The 14,281-nt window shown below is 49.7% G+C and carries 16 protein-coding genes; 10 read left to right on the forward strand and 6 right to left on the reverse strand.

Annotated features, from left to right (window positions below):
- The first annotated feature begins 100 nt into the window (after window positions 1-100).
- The 3 genes from umuD (at window position 101) to A4308_RS14565 (ending at window position 2,296) form a co-directional block, all read left to right on the forward strand.
- Window positions 101-535: a translesion error-prone DNA polymerase V autoproteolytic subunit gene (umuD, locus tag A4308_RS14555; protein WP_014883613.1), complete on the forward strand. Its 435-nt coding sequence runs from the start codon at window positions 101-103 to the stop codon at window positions 533-535.
- Window positions 519-1,781 (forward strand): translesion error-prone DNA polymerase V subunit UmuC, encoded by a 1,263-nt coding sequence (umuC, locus tag A4308_RS14560; RefSeq protein WP_014883614.1) that lies wholly within the window; start codon window positions 519-521, stop codon window positions 1,779-1,781. Before umuD ends, umuC begins: the two co-directional genes overlap by 17 nt.
- A gap of 68 nt (window positions 1,782-1,849) precedes the next feature.
- Window positions 1,850-2,296: a hypothetical protein gene (locus A4308_RS14565; protein ID WP_049011157.1), complete on the forward strand. Its 447-nt coding sequence runs from the start codon at window positions 1,850-1,852 to the stop codon at window positions 2,294-2,296.
- Between the two features lie 17 nt (window positions 2,297-2,313).
- On the opposite strand, the gene A4308_RS14570 is transcribed toward A4308_RS14565, so the two are convergent.
- Window positions 2,314-3,750, reverse strand: a complete 1,437-nt coding sequence (locus tag A4308_RS14570; RefSeq protein ID WP_014883616.1) for an aminotransferase-like domain-containing protein — start codon at window positions 3,748-3,750, stop codon at window positions 2,314-2,316.
- A gap of 95 nt (window positions 3,751-3,845) precedes the next feature.
- Here A4308_RS14570 and A4308_RS14575 point away from each other — a divergent pair, with 95 nt between their 5' ends.
- Window positions 3,846-4,613 carry an arylamine N-acetyltransferase family protein gene (locus A4308_RS14575; protein ID WP_045282035.1) on the forward strand — a complete coding sequence of 256 codons (768 nt, stop codon included), beginning with the start codon at window positions 3,846-3,848 and terminating at the stop codon, window positions 4,611-4,613.
- Between the two features lie 50 nt (window positions 4,614-4,663).
- Here A4308_RS14575 and yajD read toward each other — a convergent pair whose 3' ends face one another.
- The gene (yajD, locus tag A4308_RS14580) at window positions 4,664-5,011 is read right to left on the reverse strand and encodes an HNH nuclease YajD (protein ID WP_006808895.1); all 348 of its coding nucleotides are present in this window, start codon (window positions 5,009-5,011) and stop codon (window positions 4,664-4,666) included.
- 77 nt (window positions 5,012-5,088) lie between these two features.
- Window positions 5,089-5,982 carry a PhzF family phenazine biosynthesis protein gene (locus A4308_RS14585; protein ID WP_014883618.1) on the reverse strand — a complete coding sequence of 298 codons (894 nt, stop codon included), beginning with the start codon at window positions 5,980-5,982 and terminating at the stop codon, window positions 5,089-5,091.
- A 195-nt stretch (window positions 5,983-6,177) separates the two neighbouring features.
- Here A4308_RS14585 and A4308_RS14590 point away from each other — a divergent pair, with 195 nt between their 5' ends.
- Window positions 6,178-7,203: an LLM class flavin-dependent oxidoreductase gene (locus A4308_RS14590; RefSeq protein ID WP_045282036.1), complete on the forward strand. Its 1,026-nt coding sequence runs from the start codon at window positions 6,178-6,180 to the stop codon at window positions 7,201-7,203.
- 109 nt (window positions 7,204-7,312) lie between these two features.
- Here the strand turns inward: A4308_RS14590 and A4308_RS14595 are convergent, their stop codons facing one another.
- Window positions 7,313-8,347, reverse strand: a complete 1,035-nt coding sequence (locus A4308_RS14595) for an AI-2E family transporter (protein ID WP_014883620.1) — start codon at window positions 8,345-8,347, stop codon at window positions 7,313-7,315.
- Window positions 8,348-8,480: 133 nt separating this feature from the next.
- On the opposite strand from A4308_RS14595, the gene A4308_RS22990 reads away from it, so the two are divergent.
- The 3 genes from A4308_RS22990 to mdtI all read left to right on the forward strand — a co-directional run bounded on the left by A4308_RS22990 (window position 8,481) and on the right by mdtI (window position 9,448).
- Window positions 8,481-8,651 carry a protein YdgV gene (locus A4308_RS22990; protein ID WP_086527785.1) on the forward strand — a complete coding sequence of 57 codons (171 nt, stop codon included), beginning with the start codon at window positions 8,481-8,483 and terminating at the stop codon, window positions 8,649-8,651.
- Window positions 8,652-8,769: 118 nt separating this feature from the next.
- Window positions 8,770-9,132, forward strand: coding sequence for a multidrug/spermidine efflux SMR transporter subunit MdtJ (gene mdtJ, locus A4308_RS14600; RefSeq protein WP_014883621.1), 363 nt, complete (start codon window positions 8,770-8,772; stop codon window positions 9,130-9,132).
- Window positions 9,119-9,448: a multidrug/spermidine efflux SMR transporter subunit MdtI gene (gene mdtI, locus A4308_RS14605; RefSeq protein ID WP_014883622.1), complete on the forward strand. Its 330-nt coding sequence runs from the start codon at window positions 9,119-9,121 to the stop codon at window positions 9,446-9,448. Before mdtJ ends, mdtI begins: the two co-directional genes overlap by 14 nt.
- Before the next feature lie 38 nt (window positions 9,449-9,486).
- Here the strand turns inward: mdtI and A4308_RS14610 are convergent, their stop codons facing one another.
- Together A4308_RS14610 and asr are read right to left on the reverse strand one after the other, a co-directional pair.
- Complete coding sequence (locus tag A4308_RS14610) at window positions 9,487-10,308, reverse strand: trypsin-like serine peptidase (protein WP_045282037.1); 822 nt, start codon at window positions 10,306-10,308, stop codon at window positions 9,487-9,489.
- A gap of 277 nt (window positions 10,309-10,585) precedes the next feature.
- The gene (asr, locus tag A4308_RS14615; RefSeq protein ID WP_014883624.1) at window positions 10,586-10,960 is read right to left on the reverse strand and encodes an acid resistance repetitive basic protein Asr; all 375 of its coding nucleotides are present in this window, start codon (window positions 10,958-10,960) and stop codon (window positions 10,586-10,588) included.
- Window positions 10,961-11,680: 720 nt separating this feature from the next.
- On the opposite strand from asr, the gene A4308_RS14620 reads away from it, so the two are divergent.
- Window positions 11,681-13,363 carry an AAA family ATPase gene (locus tag A4308_RS14620; RefSeq protein ID WP_045282038.1) on the forward strand — a complete coding sequence of 561 codons (1,683 nt, stop codon included), beginning with the start codon at window positions 11,681-11,683 and terminating at the stop codon, window positions 13,361-13,363.
- Window positions 13,363-14,250 carry an HNH endonuclease gene (locus A4308_RS22540; RefSeq protein WP_156491233.1) on the forward strand — a complete coding sequence of 296 codons (888 nt, stop codon included), beginning with the start codon at window positions 13,363-13,365 and terminating at the stop codon, window positions 14,248-14,250. Before A4308_RS14620 ends, A4308_RS22540 begins: the two co-directional genes overlap by 1 nt.
- Window positions 14,251-14,281: the final 31 nt, after the last annotated feature.

The following is a 14,281-nucleotide window of genomic DNA, read 5'->3' on the forward strand; positions in this document are numbered from 1 at the left end:
AACTTCAATACGTTCGGCTTCACCGCCGGAAAGCATCTTGATCCTGGCCCATAATCCGTAATACTGTATTTATATACAGCATTACGGCAGGAAAGCATTTATGGGCACTCTCTTTTCTTATCACTCTAATCAAGTCATTGAATTACCTCTCTTTCTGGAGCGCGTCGCCTGCGGCTTCCCCAGCCCGGCGCAGGATTATGTGGAGGATCGTCTCGATCTTAACCGGCTGGCGGTCAGGCACCCTAGTGCGACCTACTTTATAAAAGTGAGTGGTGACTCGATGATTGGGGCTGGGATCGGCGACGGCGATCTGCTGGTGGTCGATCGTTCGTTAAATGCCGAACATGGGGATATCGTCGTGGCGTCGGTTGCCGGTGAGTTTACGGTGAAAGAGCTACAGACCCGTCCGGTTTTGAGGTTGCTGCCGCATAATGCCCGCTATCAGCCGATTACCTTCCAGTCAGAAGAGGAGCTACAAATCTTCGGCGTTGTCACTCACACCCTCAAAACGTATAAACATGTTCGCACTGGTTGATGTGAATAGCTTTTATGCCTCCTGCGAGAGGGTGTTTCGCCCCGATCTGGAGGGCAAACCCATCGTGGTGGTCTCGAACAACGACGGCTGCATTATTTCGCTGTCGCGGGAGGCCAAACAGTTCGGCATAAAAATGGGTGAGCCCTACTTTAAATTCAAGGAGAAGGGTTATCCGGCGCGGGTGTATGTTTTTAGCTCGAACTATGCGCTGTATGCCGATCTCAGCAGCCGGGTGATGCAAACGCTGACCGATCTTGCTCCGGCAATTGAGATCTACTCGATTGATGAAGCCTTCGTGAACGTGTCGGGCGTCAGCCGCTGCATGTCGCTGGAGGCTTTTGGCCATCAGATGCGCAACCAGGTCGCTAAAAATACGGGGTTGACCGTTGGGGTCGGTATTGCCCCGACCAAAACGCTGGCGAAGCTGGCCAACTATGCGGCGAAGCGGTGGTCTGCCACCGGCGGCGTGGTCGATCTATCGGATCGCGAACGGCAGCGTAAGCTGCTGGCGAAGGTGCCGGTAGAGGAAGTGTGGGGTGTCGGGCGACGCATCACGAAAAAACTCAACGCCATGGGGATTACCACGGCGCTGGAGCTGGCGGAAGCGTCCTCCTGGGTCATTCGCAAACATTTTAACGTGGTAATGGAACGCACGGCGCGCGAGCTTCGCGGTGAGCCTTGTCTTGATCTGGAAGAGTTTACCCCGACGAAGCAGCAAATTATCTGTAGTCGTTCGTTTGGACACCGTATTACGCAATACGAAGAGATGCACCAGGCCATTTGTGCCTACGCGGAGCGTGCCGCCGAAAAACTGCGCGGCGAGCATCAGTATTGCCGCTTTATCAGCGTGTTTGTGCGCACCAGCCCGCATGCCGACAACGAAATTTATTACGGCAACCAGGCCTCAGTCACCCTGATGACACCCACTAATGACACGCGCGATATCATCCGTGCTGCCACGGAGGCGCTGGGGCGTATATGGCTTGACGGGTATCGCTATATGAAAGCGGGGGTGATGCTGGCGGATTTTTTCAGCAGCGGCGTCGCCCAGCTGAATTTGTTTGATGATAACCGCCTGTGTGCCAATAGCGCAGCGCTGATGGAGATAATCGACAGCGTAAACCATTCCGGCAAAGGGAAGATATGGTTTGCCGGGCAGGGGATTGAGAAATCCTGGGCGATGAAGCGTGAGATGCTGTCACCGGCGTATACGACGCGGTACGCAGATTTGCCGGTGGCAAGGTAGGATATTGTCATAAACGATCGCCGCGTTATACTCACGGCGTTAATAAGAATGTATGACGGGGCAGGGATATGTACGAGAGCCTAAAAATGATATCAGTCGCGCTGCCCCTCATTGCGCTTTTCATCCTGTTAAGATTTGTTGTCAGACGTATTCGTCAGGCAAAGCGCCTTATTTCAGATCATAACGGGATGAAAAAGATATCTGCTAACCCCTTAATTTTTGGCGGGAATGCAGGTAAAACATGGTTTTATGATGACCAGTTTTTATATGAAGTTAAAAACAACGCCACCCGTAAGATTGCGCTGGCTACTATCATTAAAATCGGGCCGGGGAATATCGAGATAAATAGCCGACGGGTCTGGATTGTTATTTACCGTGACGGTGCTAATGAAAAGCAGGTGCAGTTTTATAACAATCTCACCCTCTGGAATCATAACTTCACGGCTTTTCTGGCCGCGATAAAAAGAGCCAATCCTGACGCTGTCGTTAAAGAGCGCGCAATCCTCAATTTGTGAAAAAGGACCGCAGACCGTCACGGCCGCGCATCCGCCAGTTCATAACACAGCGCCCCAATCCGCTCCACGGCATTCAGCAGGCGGGGCGTCGGTTCGTTTGCGCAGTTTAGCCGCAAAAAGTGAGACAGCTCTGCGGCAGGGGAAAACAGCGGGCCGGGGCTGACGCCAATACCCAGCGCCAGCGCGCGACGATGTACCTCCAGCGCGTTGACCTGCAAAGGAAGTTCTACCCACAGCAAGTAACCCGCGGCGGGCGCGTTAACACGCGTGCCGGGAGGAAAACTTGCCTCGACCCGCGCCACGACGGCGTCTATTCCCTCCGCAACGCGACGCTTGAGCCGCCGCAGATGGCGATCATAATCGCCGCTCGCCAGGACTTCGCTGGTTGCGGCTTCCAGCAGCGGAGCGCCTGCCCAGTCTCCGGCCATGCGGGCCTGTAAAACCTGCGGAAAGTAGCGTCCGGCGGCAACCCAGCCGATTCGCCAGCCGGGCGCAAGCGTTTTAGACAGGGAGCTGCAATAAATGACATTTCCACTCTGGTCGAACGCTTTACAGGCTGGGGGACGTTGTCCCTCGCCGACAAGATCGCCGTAAACATCATCTTCAATGAGAGGAATATCTGCCGCGTCAAGCAGGGCAACGAGTTCCTGCTTACGCGTGACGGGCATACTGGCGCCCAAAGGGTTTTGCACTGTAGGGGAGGCCAGAACGGCGGCCGGGCGGTGGCACCGAATGGCGTCCGCCAGCGGTTCCAGCAGCAGGCCCTCAACAGGATCGGTGGGGATCGATAAGGCCTTCAGACCCAAATCCTCCAGCAGCAGGAGCGTACCAAAGTAGGCTGGCTGCTCAATCGCCACCACATCACCGGGCTGGCACACGGCTCGTAGCGCAAGGCGCAACGCCTGCGTCGCACCTGCGGTGATAATAAGGTCATCCGCGCTGAAACGGGCTCCCCACTGTGCAGAACGCGCGGCAATCTTGCTTCGCAAATCACGTCTTCCCGGCGGCAGGCTATAGCTCTGACCGTGCGCGTCCAGACGTCGGCCCGCGGAGTGCAACGCCCGCTGTAGCGTCTCGCCCGGCAGCCAAGCAGGATCGGGCAGGGCTGCACCCAGAGGCACCAGACGGGCTTCTGAACTGCTGAACAGCGACCGGGCCATAGCCGACAGGGTGACGGGAACCGGGCCTGGCGGAGAACGAGAAGGCTCCACAGGCTGCGGAAGGCTTGTCTGGTGGATGTAATAACCTGAACGCGGACGTGCAACAATCAGCCCCTCGGCCTCAAGGCAGCGCAGCGCTTCAAGCGCCGTCGGAAGACTGACATGCTCGCGTTCGGCCAGTTTACGCGCGGAGATGATCTTGTCACCGGCTCGCAACGCGCCAGACGTAATTGTAAGACGCAGCATATCCGCAATACGGCGATAGTGAGGAGAGGACGGGGATGGGGCAGACATGGTATCTGTTCAGGCTAATTTTCGATAAAACTGACTATACAGCCAATAATGCACGCCATCTATAGTGTCCGACATGTTCAGGACAAGGAGGCATTATGCACAGCGATAATTTTGATATTTCCACGTATTTCAAACGCATAAACTACACTGGCCCCGCGGCTGCCGATACGGGTACCCTGCATGCGCTTATGCGTCATCAGCTTTTTGCAATCCCGTTTGAAAATCTGGATGTACAGGCGGGGAAAATTGTCTCGCTGGCACCTGACGATATTGCCGATAAGCTGTTAACACAGGGGCGCGGCGGCTACTGCTATGAGGTGAACGGGCTGTTTGCCATGGCGCTGGAGGCGTTAGGTATTCCTTACCGTTTTGTGGCGGCACGCCCGATGTTCTATCCCGTACGGCGGCCAAAAACCCATATGGCGTTAATTGCTGAGTTGGAGAGCCGACAGTGGCTTTGCGACCTCGGGTTTGGCAGCTATGGCATTCGTGCGCCAATGGCTCTGGACACGCTTGATGTTGATATTGCACAGGATTTTGACACGTTCCGGCTTAGCCGCAGCGCTGAGGGCGAATATCTACTTCAGGCGAAGGTGGCGGGAGAATGGGCCCGTCAGTACGGCTTTGATCTCACGCCACAGGAGTGGATTGATTTCGTTCCGGCCAACTACCTTAACTCCACGCACCCGGATGCCATTTTTGTGCAGAAGCGTGTGGTGGTGCAGCATCGACCGGAGGGACGCGAGATTTTACTGGGGAATATGCTGAAAATCATTACGGCGAAGGGCACGGAAACCCGGCAGCTGGCGGAGGACGACATCCCCCGAATTCTGAAAGAGCGTTTTGCGTTGATCGCGGCGTAAAGCAGAAGGGGGCCTGTGCCCCCTGAGCCTCCCGCGCCGCGGTTGAAGCATTACTTCTTCTTGTTCATCATCGCTTTTAAATCGGCAAACGGGTTAAACGTGGCGACGCCCACGTCTTTTTGCGCGTCTTCCCCGGCGACCACGGTGGTACCGTACTGATCCGCTTCGGTGTATTTCGAATGTTCGTGATCGTGGCAAAACAGGCACAACAGCTCCCAGTTACTGCCATCTTCCGGGTTGTTGGTATGGTCGTGATCGATATGGTGAACCGTCAGTTCGCGCAGATTGGAATAGACAAACTCGCGCGAGCAGCGTCCGCATACCCAGGGATAGATTTTTAACGCTTTTTCGCGATAGCCACTTTCAAGTCTCGCGTAGTTTTTGGGGATCAGAGCCATTGCTGGTTTTACCTGTGATAAAAATAGTGTGCCAATATATCCCATCAGGCACGGTAAATGTACAGGACCTTCCTCCGCTAGAGCGAGAATGTGCCTTCAAGCGTCATCACGCAATTTCCGCCAACGCGAACCACCGCCTCTCCCGACGAGGCATCGTATCCCGCGAACAGCACGCTTGCTCGTCCCATATCAACGCCCTGACTGACGTTAAGGTTAAGCGTCGTTTTATTGCGGTGCAACGCCAGCAGCGCTGTCGCAGCGGCAGTCGCGCTGCCTGTGGCAGGATCTTCTGTCATGCGGGGAGTAAACATGCGGGCCTGCACATCATGAGGTTCATCAGCATTCGTATCCAGGGTGTAGGCGTAGAGGGAAACGGCGCCATCCAGCGGTAAAGTCGCGCGAAAACCCTGTAAATTCGGCACGCATCGACGAAGCGCCTCACGAGAAGCCAGCTCGGCTATCAGAAAGGGCAGACCTACCGACGCGACCACAGGCCTATGTACCTCGGTACGGATATCTTCCGTGTTCAGGGATAAGCAGGCAGCCACGCTTTCCGGGCTGACTTCAGAGCGGCACGAGAGTGCCTCAGGCACCAGGAGTTCTGCGCCAGTGACCGTATCGTTGTCGCGCAAGAGGCGAACGGGCACCACACCGGCTATTTCCTCGAAGTGTAGCGTATCAGGCAGGCGCTGATGATTCATCGCGGCGTAATGGGCAAGCACGTAAGCCGTTCCAACATTCGGGTGCCCGGCGAAGGGGATCTCGCGCGAGGGCGTAAAGATTCGCACGCGTGCTGTATGGGAAGGATTGTCTGGCGGCAAAACGAACGTGGTTTCGCTGTAGCCAAATTCAACGGCGACCTGCTGCATTTGTGCTTTGTTCATGCCTTGAGCATCGAGTACGACGGCAACAGGGTTACCCAGAAACGGAGTATCAGTAAAAACATCCGCAACAACATAGCGTCTTTTCATTCTCTGTCCGATATAAAAGTCCTGATATAGAGATGTAACGTTAAATCAAACCGATAACCAGCCGTTTTTCACCCGACGGACCTGAAAAAATTTCAATCAATTTATTTGAATCATTCCGTTAAAGAAACGCCATTTATTCTCCACAGGTAATGCGTACAGTAGGGAGAACGCAACGCATTATCAGGACACAGGATTATGAAAAAGATCGGCTTTTTATCGTTTGGTCACTGGACGCCTTCTCCGCAGTCCGGCACGCGCTCGGCAGCAGACACCCTGCTGCAGTCCATCGACCTGGCCGTAGCGGCCGAAGAGCTGGGGGCGGACGGCGCCTATTTTCGCGTGCACCACTTTGCTCGTCAGCTGAGCTCTCCGTTCCCTCTGCTGGCCGCAATTGGGGCCAAAACGAAAACCATCGAGATCGGTACCGGCGTGATTGATATGCGCTATGAAAACCCGATGTACATGGCCGAGGATGCCGGTGCGGCGGATCTGATTTCCGGCGGTCGTTTGCAGCTTGGCATCAGCCGGGGCTCCCCGGAGCAGGTCATTGATGGCTGGCGTCATTTCGGCTATGTCCCGCAGGAAGGGGAAAACGAATCAGATATGGCACGCCGTCATACCGAGGTGCTGCTTGAGGTTCTGCGCGGCGAAGGATTTGCAAAGCCGAATCCACAGCCGATGTTTCCGAATCCACCGGGGCTGCTGCGACTGGAACCCTATTCCGAAGGGCTGCGCGAGCGTATCTGGTGGGGCGCCGGTTCGAATGCGACCGCGGTATGGGCCGCTAAGCTCGGCATGAATCTGCAAAGTTCTACGCTGAAAGACGATGAAACCGGTGAGCCGTTCCATATTCAGCAGGCAAAACAGATCCGCGCGTACCGCCAGGCGTGGAAAGAGGCAGGGCATACGCGTGAGCCGCGCGTGTCGGTCAGCCGCAGTATTTTTGCCCTGATGGACGACCGTGACCGGATGTACTTCGGTGCCAGCCGCAACGATAGCGATAGCGTGGGGTATCTTGACGAGAAAACGCGCGCGATCTTCGGCCGCAGCTATGCCGCGGAGCCGGACAAGCTTATCGAACAGCTGAAAAAAGACGAGGCGATTGCTGAAGCGGATACGTTATTGTTGACCGTACCGAACCAGCTCGGTGTGGATTACAATGCGCATGTGATTGGGTCCATTCTCAAACATGTCGCACCGGCAATGGGCTGGCGCGAGTAGTCGACGCGCTGGGATAAGCCCGTCGCCGCGCGTGGCGTGAATCTTCATTTGTAACTATTCGGGCGCTTATCGCGAAGACAGGAGGATCTATACATTCCTCCTGTCAGCGCTATTTCTGGCTCATATCGCTCAGCAGCACGGCGATGCTTTGTCCGCCCTCGGTCTGTTCCAGACCAATCTTCACAATGATGGTCAGCGGAACGGAGAGCAGCATACCGACGGGACCGAGCAGCCAACCCCAGAAAATCAAAGACAAAAAGACGACCAATGTGGATAGCCCCAGCCCGCGTCCCATCATCCGTGGCTCAAGAATATTGCCGAACAGCAGGTTAATGGCCAGATATCCGGCCAGCAGAACCAGCGCATCATACAGCCCGCTGAAAACCAGCACCTGAAGGATAGGGGGGATCGCTGCCAGCACGGAACCGATGTTGGGAATGTAGTTGAGCGCGAAGGCCAGTAATCCCCAGACGAACGCGAAGCGGACGTCCAGCGCCAGCAGCATCACCCAGACGACACCACCCGTAACCAAGCTAATGGCGGTTTTCAGCACCAGATAGCGTGAGACGCTGTCCAGCGCGCGTTGAATCGCCCCCATGCCCTCAACCGGACGGACCATTATCTGCTGCAGCTTTGCCGGCAGTTGAGGCACCTCCAGCAGCATAAACACCACCGTTAAAAACAGCAGGAAAATGGAGGTCATGGCATTCGAAAGCTGCGCCAGCAGGCTGGTGACGATCGTCATGGCCGCATTGGGGTCGATATATTTAAGGAGTTCCTCAACCGAGACTTCAATACCTGCGCGTTGCAGCCAGGGTTCAAGCTGCAGCAGCGGTATCGCCAGCGACGATCGGTACTTCGGTAACGTGCGCGCCAGTTCATTCAGCGAGGTGCCGAGATAGGCAACCAGTAATACCATGGCAACAATAATCACGCTGATGAGCAGGGTAATCGCCAGCACGCGCGGGATGCGTAGCCGCGTCATGCGCCGTACCAGCGGGTTAAGGATCACCGCAATAAACAGCGCCAGAATAAAGGGCACGATGATGTCGGCTGCAAATCGCACGCCCGTCAGTATGATCACCAGCATGCCCAGCATGATGACAATTTTTAACCCGTTCAGGGTAATAATGGGTTTAGCCATGGTGACTCCGAAATACGCTTTTTATTTATAATAAAGGTGAAACGCGTTGCAATAAACTAACCAAAATCAAACGGTGTGGGTAAAGAATTGAAAAGACTTTGAGTAAAATCCTGGCTTATGGTACAAATTTAGCGTGTTTAACTACCGAGGACAATTTTCATCCGCAAAGACGAGAAGCAACAACGCGGATAATTGTAATTTTATGGACAATGTGTTCAGGACGTATTCTTCAAACAACACCGCTGTATTTTTCACCTCCTTCTGCCTGGTTGCTGGTGAGCAACACTGGCGCACCGCCCTATAGTTATCTCTTCTGCCTGAGCTGGCGCTACGCGCTTAGCTGTCTGATTTAATTTCATATTTTTTTGGTTTGCCGCATGCGGCGGGCCACGATGGATTATATTCTCAAGCAGGAGAAAAACATGTTTTACTGGATTTTACTCGCTCTGGCTATTATCGCTGAGATTACCGGCACGCTGTCGATGAAGTGGGCGAGCGTCAGCGATGGCAATACCGGTTTTATTTTAATGTTGGTGATGATTTCACTTTCCTATATTTTCCTCTCATTTGCGGTGAAAAAAATTGCGCTGGGTGTGGCGTATGCGCTGTGGGAAGGGATCGGTATTTTATTGATTACACTCTTCAGCGTCCTGATATTTGACGAAACATTAACAACAATGAAAGTCGCCGGGTTAACGACGCTGGTCGCGGGTATTGTGCTGATTAAATCAGGTACCCGTAAACCGACCAAACAGCAGAAGGAGCAGAACCATGCAACAGTTTGAATGGGTTCATGCGGCCTGGCTGGGTTTCGCCATCGTGCTGGAAATTTTCGCCAACGTTCTGCTGAAATTCTCCGACGGTTTTCGTCGTAAAGTCTATGGCCTGATGTCGATAGCCGCGGTTCTGGGGGCGTTCAGCGCCCTGTCGCAGGCGGTCAAAGGTATCGATCTTTCGGTGGCCTATGCGCTGTGGGGCGGTTTTGGTATCGCCGCCACCCTTGCCGCCGGTTGGGTACTGTTCGGCCAGCGGTTAAATAACAAAGGCTGGATAGGACTGATATTGCTGCTGGCGGGTATGGTCATGATAAAACTCGCCTGATAACCCGTTACCCCTTTTTCACCCGCAGCCGCGCTGGCTTACTCTTGAGCCAGCGCTTCCAGCTTATCGCGAAAACCGGTGACGGATAGGGCCCGGTTATCGGCTCGCCATCGGTCTTTCGCCGCCGGAGCGGAGCTTTGAACACCAATCAATTGCCAGCCGTTATCGGTTTTCAGCATCAAGGGCGAACCACTGTCACCCGGTAACGTATCGCACTGGTGCGACAGCACGCTGGTTTGTGCCCAGCCCGTTACAACACAGTCGGTATGGGTGTAAAGCGCATCCAGATGATCGACCGGGTAGCCTGACTGCGTGACCTTACGGTCGGCGGCTTTCAGCGCGGCGGTGAGCGCCGCTTTATCTCCGTCGAATAACGGCAGTGGCGTAATGCCTGAAGGCGGGTAGCGCAGAATGATCAGGCCAAAATCCCATGACGCTGCCGCGGGCGGCACTATCCAGCCATCACCATCCGGTTTCAGTCGTTTACCCAGAGAAGGATCAACCCGGCCTTCGATGCCGTGGATTTCGTAGCGCCAGACACCTTTTTGCGACACAAACCGTAAGGCTACCGCTTTGTCTGGCTTTCCGTTAGGGGGCGTCAACAGGCAGTGGCCTGCCGTCAGGGCTAATTGCGGGGTGACCAACGTCGCGGTGCACAGGTTGCCGCTGGCGGTTTCCAGTTGTCCAATAGCATCCCAGGGGGCCTGTGTTGGGTCGGTGACGCGAGTACGATCGTCATGACCGAAAAAAAGCGTCTTAAGCTCTTTCGCGCTAATGGCGTCATCGCCGCCATCATCCGCCTGTGAAAATCCAGAAAAAAGACCAAACGTTCCCAGCAACAACACAACAGATTTACGCATATCACACTCTGGTGGGGGTAATTATGATTATTAAAAGTGAACCCTATGAAAATACTATAGACGGGACAGCACGAAAGTGGGAGTAAAATCAGCGTGCTACAATCAGGAAAGATAAAAATGGCTTGCGATGAGCGCGCATAAAATAAGCAGGAACAGAATGAGCTCAAACCGATAGCGTCGCAGCATACGCCCTCCGGATAAAAAAACGGCGCAGAACCTTTTCCGGTTCAGCGCCGGTTTACCAACGTGCCCCGAAGGGCACGGTTAAGCTTGTACCTTACGCAGCTGGCTGAGCAGCTGGTTTAGCAGCTTCGTGTTTTACTGCTTTTTTGTGATGCTTTTTAGCGGCCTGGGCTTTCTGCTCTACAGCAGGTTTAGCGGCTTTTTTATGGTGCTTTTTAGCGGCCTGGGCTTTCTGCTCTACAGCAGGTTTAGCGGCTTTTTTGTGGTGCTTTTTAGCGGCCTGCGCTTTCTGCTCTGCAGCAGGTTTAGCGGCTTTGTGGTGTTTTTTATGATGTACAGTTTTTGCTGGCGCAGCAGTGGTCGTTGCAGTTGGCGCAGCGGCCGCTGGTGCAGCAGTGGTTTCAGCAGCAAACGCAGCAGAAGACAGACCCATAGCAGCGGCAACAACCAGAGCTAATACTTTTTTCATGTTCATACCCTCGAATTTGGTTTTTCATTTAACCCCACTGCGGGGCCGTTGAAATAACTATATCCCTGTAAATTCGAGGTTTCCGTGAGTGATTGGTATCGGCGTGTAACCATATGTACATTTTCCGCCAAAAGTAAATTACCAATTATAATCAATAGCATAGATAAGGACTTCATGCCCTTGCCAGAGTTAATCACCACTATTATTGTATATTTATTGACGTATACTAGGGGTAGATCCATCTTAGTACTCCAAAAAAGAACGCTGAATGGCCTTTTATACGATTTAAAAGAGAGTGACCGCTAAGGGCGAGATAGGGCACAGAGTGGCAGTAGGAGTAAGAGAAGGGGGGAGCGCACGCACCGGGAAAACAAAACATTCCAAAAAAGACGCCGGAGTACAGAGAGATAAACTAAGTGATGTAACTGAGCATGTTGAGGCTGTCAAGTAAAAGTCGAAGTGCGCGTAACAGCAAAACTGGTGCGTACTACTGATTGATAATTTGGCGAGAAATCGGGCAGAAAAATAGCAGGATAACTCAAAGGGCTTATTAGCTGCATAATACGAGATAAAACAGATAAGTAGTTAACATTAAAAATGTGACGATTGTCACAAAAGTTATAATTATGAGATTTTAAGCAAGTTTTTCAATTGATATCATCTTTGTGAGTAATTCGGGTAAAACGTGACTATGTATATATAAACATCTTAGGAGGGTGCATGGAATTGTATTTTTCCCAAAAAATGGGGGTTGAGGATTTTGATGGTATTCATTTATTACAGGATCATATAGGCACAAACTTTAAAACGCCATGGAATGATTTTGGATTTGTAATCTTATTCAAGGTTTATTACGTAAAAGATAATAAAAAAGAAAAGTTAGGAAATTTAAGGGTTTTAGTTAAAGACGTTGAGGATACATCAAGCTATTTTTTAAAAAATGCAATTAAAACAAATGACGAAAAGATATATAAAATAAATGATGTAATGAACGAAAATGTTATGGTTTCATTACCTACGGATATAGATTACTATAAAATAATAAGCAATATTTTCCCAAGGGATCAAGCTGACGAATTACTGAGGCTATTATGTGATGCATCTTATTTTATTGGCAATAATGATATCTACAAGTCTTGGAATGGGTTTAGTGGTGCTTTATTTAGAGATAATTCAAGTGGCGATGCTCTCCTCAAAACTGGCTATTCGATAGCGACAGGCAGTTATAATATAAACAGACGTATAACGTTCACTGCTGATAATTTCATTGATACAATTGAGCCGATAACCTTTTCATTCGATAATGAAGTCTCTTTTTTAAGAGAAGATGTAAATCTTTTAATAGGTAAAAATGGAGTTGGGAAAACCTCATTACTTGGTTATATTGCGGATTCTATATTAGGGTTGAATTCGAATGACACGTTCCCATACTTTAATAAATTACTAGTTGTAGCATATTCTCCATTCGAATCATTTAAGACAGAGTTAGACATTGTTAAAAGCCGTGAATCTAAATACAAATCAAATAACAATAGATTTAGTCTTGGTCGAAAATTGCAAGGTGTAAATGATTATACTTATATTGGTTTTAAAAACAAGAGTGGTGTTTTTGATCTCACATGGCCTAAGGAATATGCAGCTAATTCCATAGTGAATATCATAAAGTATGATAACGAAAATTTCTGGTGGCAAGATGAGGAAAAAAACTCTCGATTTAAACTTCTCATAGAAACTCTATCATTAGCTATAAATTTTGATAGTTTTAGGTTATGGACTGATTCTGGCGAGGAGGTTATTTTAAATAAAGACTCTAAAGAAAAGCGTAAGATATTAAAGAAGATAGATTCCAAAAAAGGTTTTGAAATTATAAGGCAGGGTAAACCTATTCATTTAAGCTCTGGGCAATTAATGTACGCTTATATGATACCTGCTATCGTTTCTGAAATGAAGGATGAAAGTTTATTAATTCTCGATGAGCCGGAGCTTTATCTTCACCCAACATTGGAGATGGGATTAATTAAGATGCTGAAGAGTCTTTTAAAAGATTCGTCATCTTACGCAATTATAGCTACACATTCTGCAGTTATGGCTCGAGAAGTAGTTAGGAGTGGAGTCAAAATATTGCGAGAGAAAGCCGGAGTAACGAAAAATGATATGCCACGAATAGAAACTTATGGTGAGTCATTGGATGCAATTGTTGGCGAAGTTTTTGACGATTATTTTCAGGATAGGCCATATGAAATAGAGTTAGAGGAACTATTAAAAAAAGAAGATCTGAATGAGGTGCTGGATAAATATTCGGAGAACCTTGGTGATGAAGCATTGGCATATTTGACATCAAAACTTCCATATAAAAATGATGAAAATGAAGATGACGAGTATATCAAAATGGAGCCAATTTGATGAAATTTTTGTTTCACGATAAATTAACTAATGATACAACATGGGTTGAGTCGGTAAATGGCTGCAAGAAAAAAAATATTAATGAGTTTAATTTATTAAAACCAAGGATTATTACAGCATGTCAGATATATGATACATTGATATCCAATTTTGAAACTTCTTTACCTCCTGGTATTTTTTCTTCCAGTTGGGGGGTTGTAAGTCCTGGAAAAATGCTGATGATAGATTATTATGAAACACCCCCAAAAGACTTGGCCGCACTAATGTCCACCAGGCGTAGAGATCATGGTTTAAATGAATGTCCGTATTGCGGAAATCCTAAATCACCTGATACCTTAGATCATTTCATCCCTAAAGATCTCTGGTCTGAATTTAGTATTTACCCAGACAACCTTGTACCGCAATGTAGAGAATGTGCCCCGATAAAAGGGGAGAAATATTACAGCACAGAAAAACGAAGTGCAATGTATATACATCCTATTTTTTTTGATTTGATTTCAAGGGTAGGTTTTAAAATCATTGTCAATTTTGAAGATGGTCGTTTTAGCTATGATGTAAGATGTCTTATTATTTCTAATGTTACGCCGGAAGAGAAAAGTAGAATTCAACTACATTTAAAAAGTTTAGATGTGAAAGATAGAGTTTTGAGATATTGCTCAAAAACGACATCTCACTGGCTTAAGATTCAAAAGAAAAATGTGAATGATATTAAGGAATCGTTTAAAATGCGCATTAGAGAAAATGGAGATAGGACTCATGATAATTGGAAGGTTGCATTATATAAAGGATATCTTGATAATGAAAATGCCTTAACGTACTTCAATTCTTTATGTCCAGAGCATCACGAGGCACGCGAGAGTATTGTTATTGATGAGATAGAAATATAAATCTTAATAATAAACTATTCAAGATTTTTTG

It is taken from the genome of Enterobacter sp. ODB01 (genome assembly GCF_001623605.1).
Classification (GTDB): Bacteria; Pseudomonadota; Gammaproteobacteria; order Enterobacterales; family Enterobacteriaceae; genus Enterobacter; species Enterobacter kobei.

Bases quoted from the DNA above. Each gene is read 5' to 3' on its own strand.
- mdtI (WP_014883622.1), top strand. From the start codon at position 9,119: ATGCAACAGTTTGAATGGGTTCATGCGGCCTGGCTGGGTTTCGCCATC.
- A4308_RS14595 (WP_014883620.1), bottom strand. From the start codon at position 8,347: ATGGCTAAACCCATTATTACCCTGAACGGGTTAAAAATTGTCATCATG.
- A4308_RS14570 (WP_014883616.1), bottom strand. From the start codon at position 3,750: ATGTCTGCCCCATCCCCGTCCTCTCCTCACTATCGCCGTATTGCGGAT.
- umuD (WP_014883613.1), top strand. From the start codon at position 101: ATGGGCACTCTCTTTTCTTATCACTCTAATCAAGTCATTGAATTACCT.
- A4308_RS14590 (WP_045282036.1), top strand. From the start codon at position 6,178: ATGAAAAAGATCGGCTTTTTATCGTTTGGTCACTGGACGCCTTCTCCG.
- mdtJ (WP_014883621.1), top strand. From the start codon at position 8,770: ATGTTTTACTGGATTTTACTCGCTCTGGCTATTATCGCTGAGATTACC.
- A4308_RS14610 (WP_045282037.1), bottom strand. From the start codon at position 10,308: ATGCGTAAATCTGTTGTGTTGTTGCTGGGAACGTTTGGTCTTTTTTCT.
- A4308_RS22540 (WP_156491233.1), top strand. From the start codon at position 13,363: ATGAAATTTTTGTTTCACGATAAATTAACTAATGATACAACATGGGTT.
- yajD (WP_006808895.1), bottom strand. From the start codon at position 5,011: ATGGCTCTGATCCCCAAAAACTACGCGAGACTTGAAAGTGGCTATCGC.
- A4308_RS14565 (WP_049011157.1), top strand. From the start codon at position 1,850: ATGTACGAGAGCCTAAAAATGATATCAGTCGCGCTGCCCCTCATTGCG.
- A4308_RS14620 (WP_045282038.1), top strand. From the start codon at position 11,681: ATGGAATTGTATTTTTCCCAAAAAATGGGGGTTGAGGATTTTGATGGT.
- umuC (WP_014883614.1), top strand. From the start codon at position 519: ATGTTCGCACTGGTTGATGTGAATAGCTTTTATGCCTCCTGCGAGAGG.
- asr (WP_014883624.1), bottom strand. From the start codon at position 10,960: ATGAAAAAAGTATTAGCTCTGGTTGTTGCCGCTGCTATGGGTCTGTCT.
- A4308_RS14585 (WP_014883618.1), bottom strand. From the start codon at position 5,982: ATGAAAAGACGCTATGTTGTTGCGGATGTTTTTACTGATACTCCGTTT.
- A4308_RS14575 (WP_045282035.1), top strand. From the start codon at position 3,846: ATGCACAGCGATAATTTTGATATTTCCACGTATTTCAAACGCATAAAC.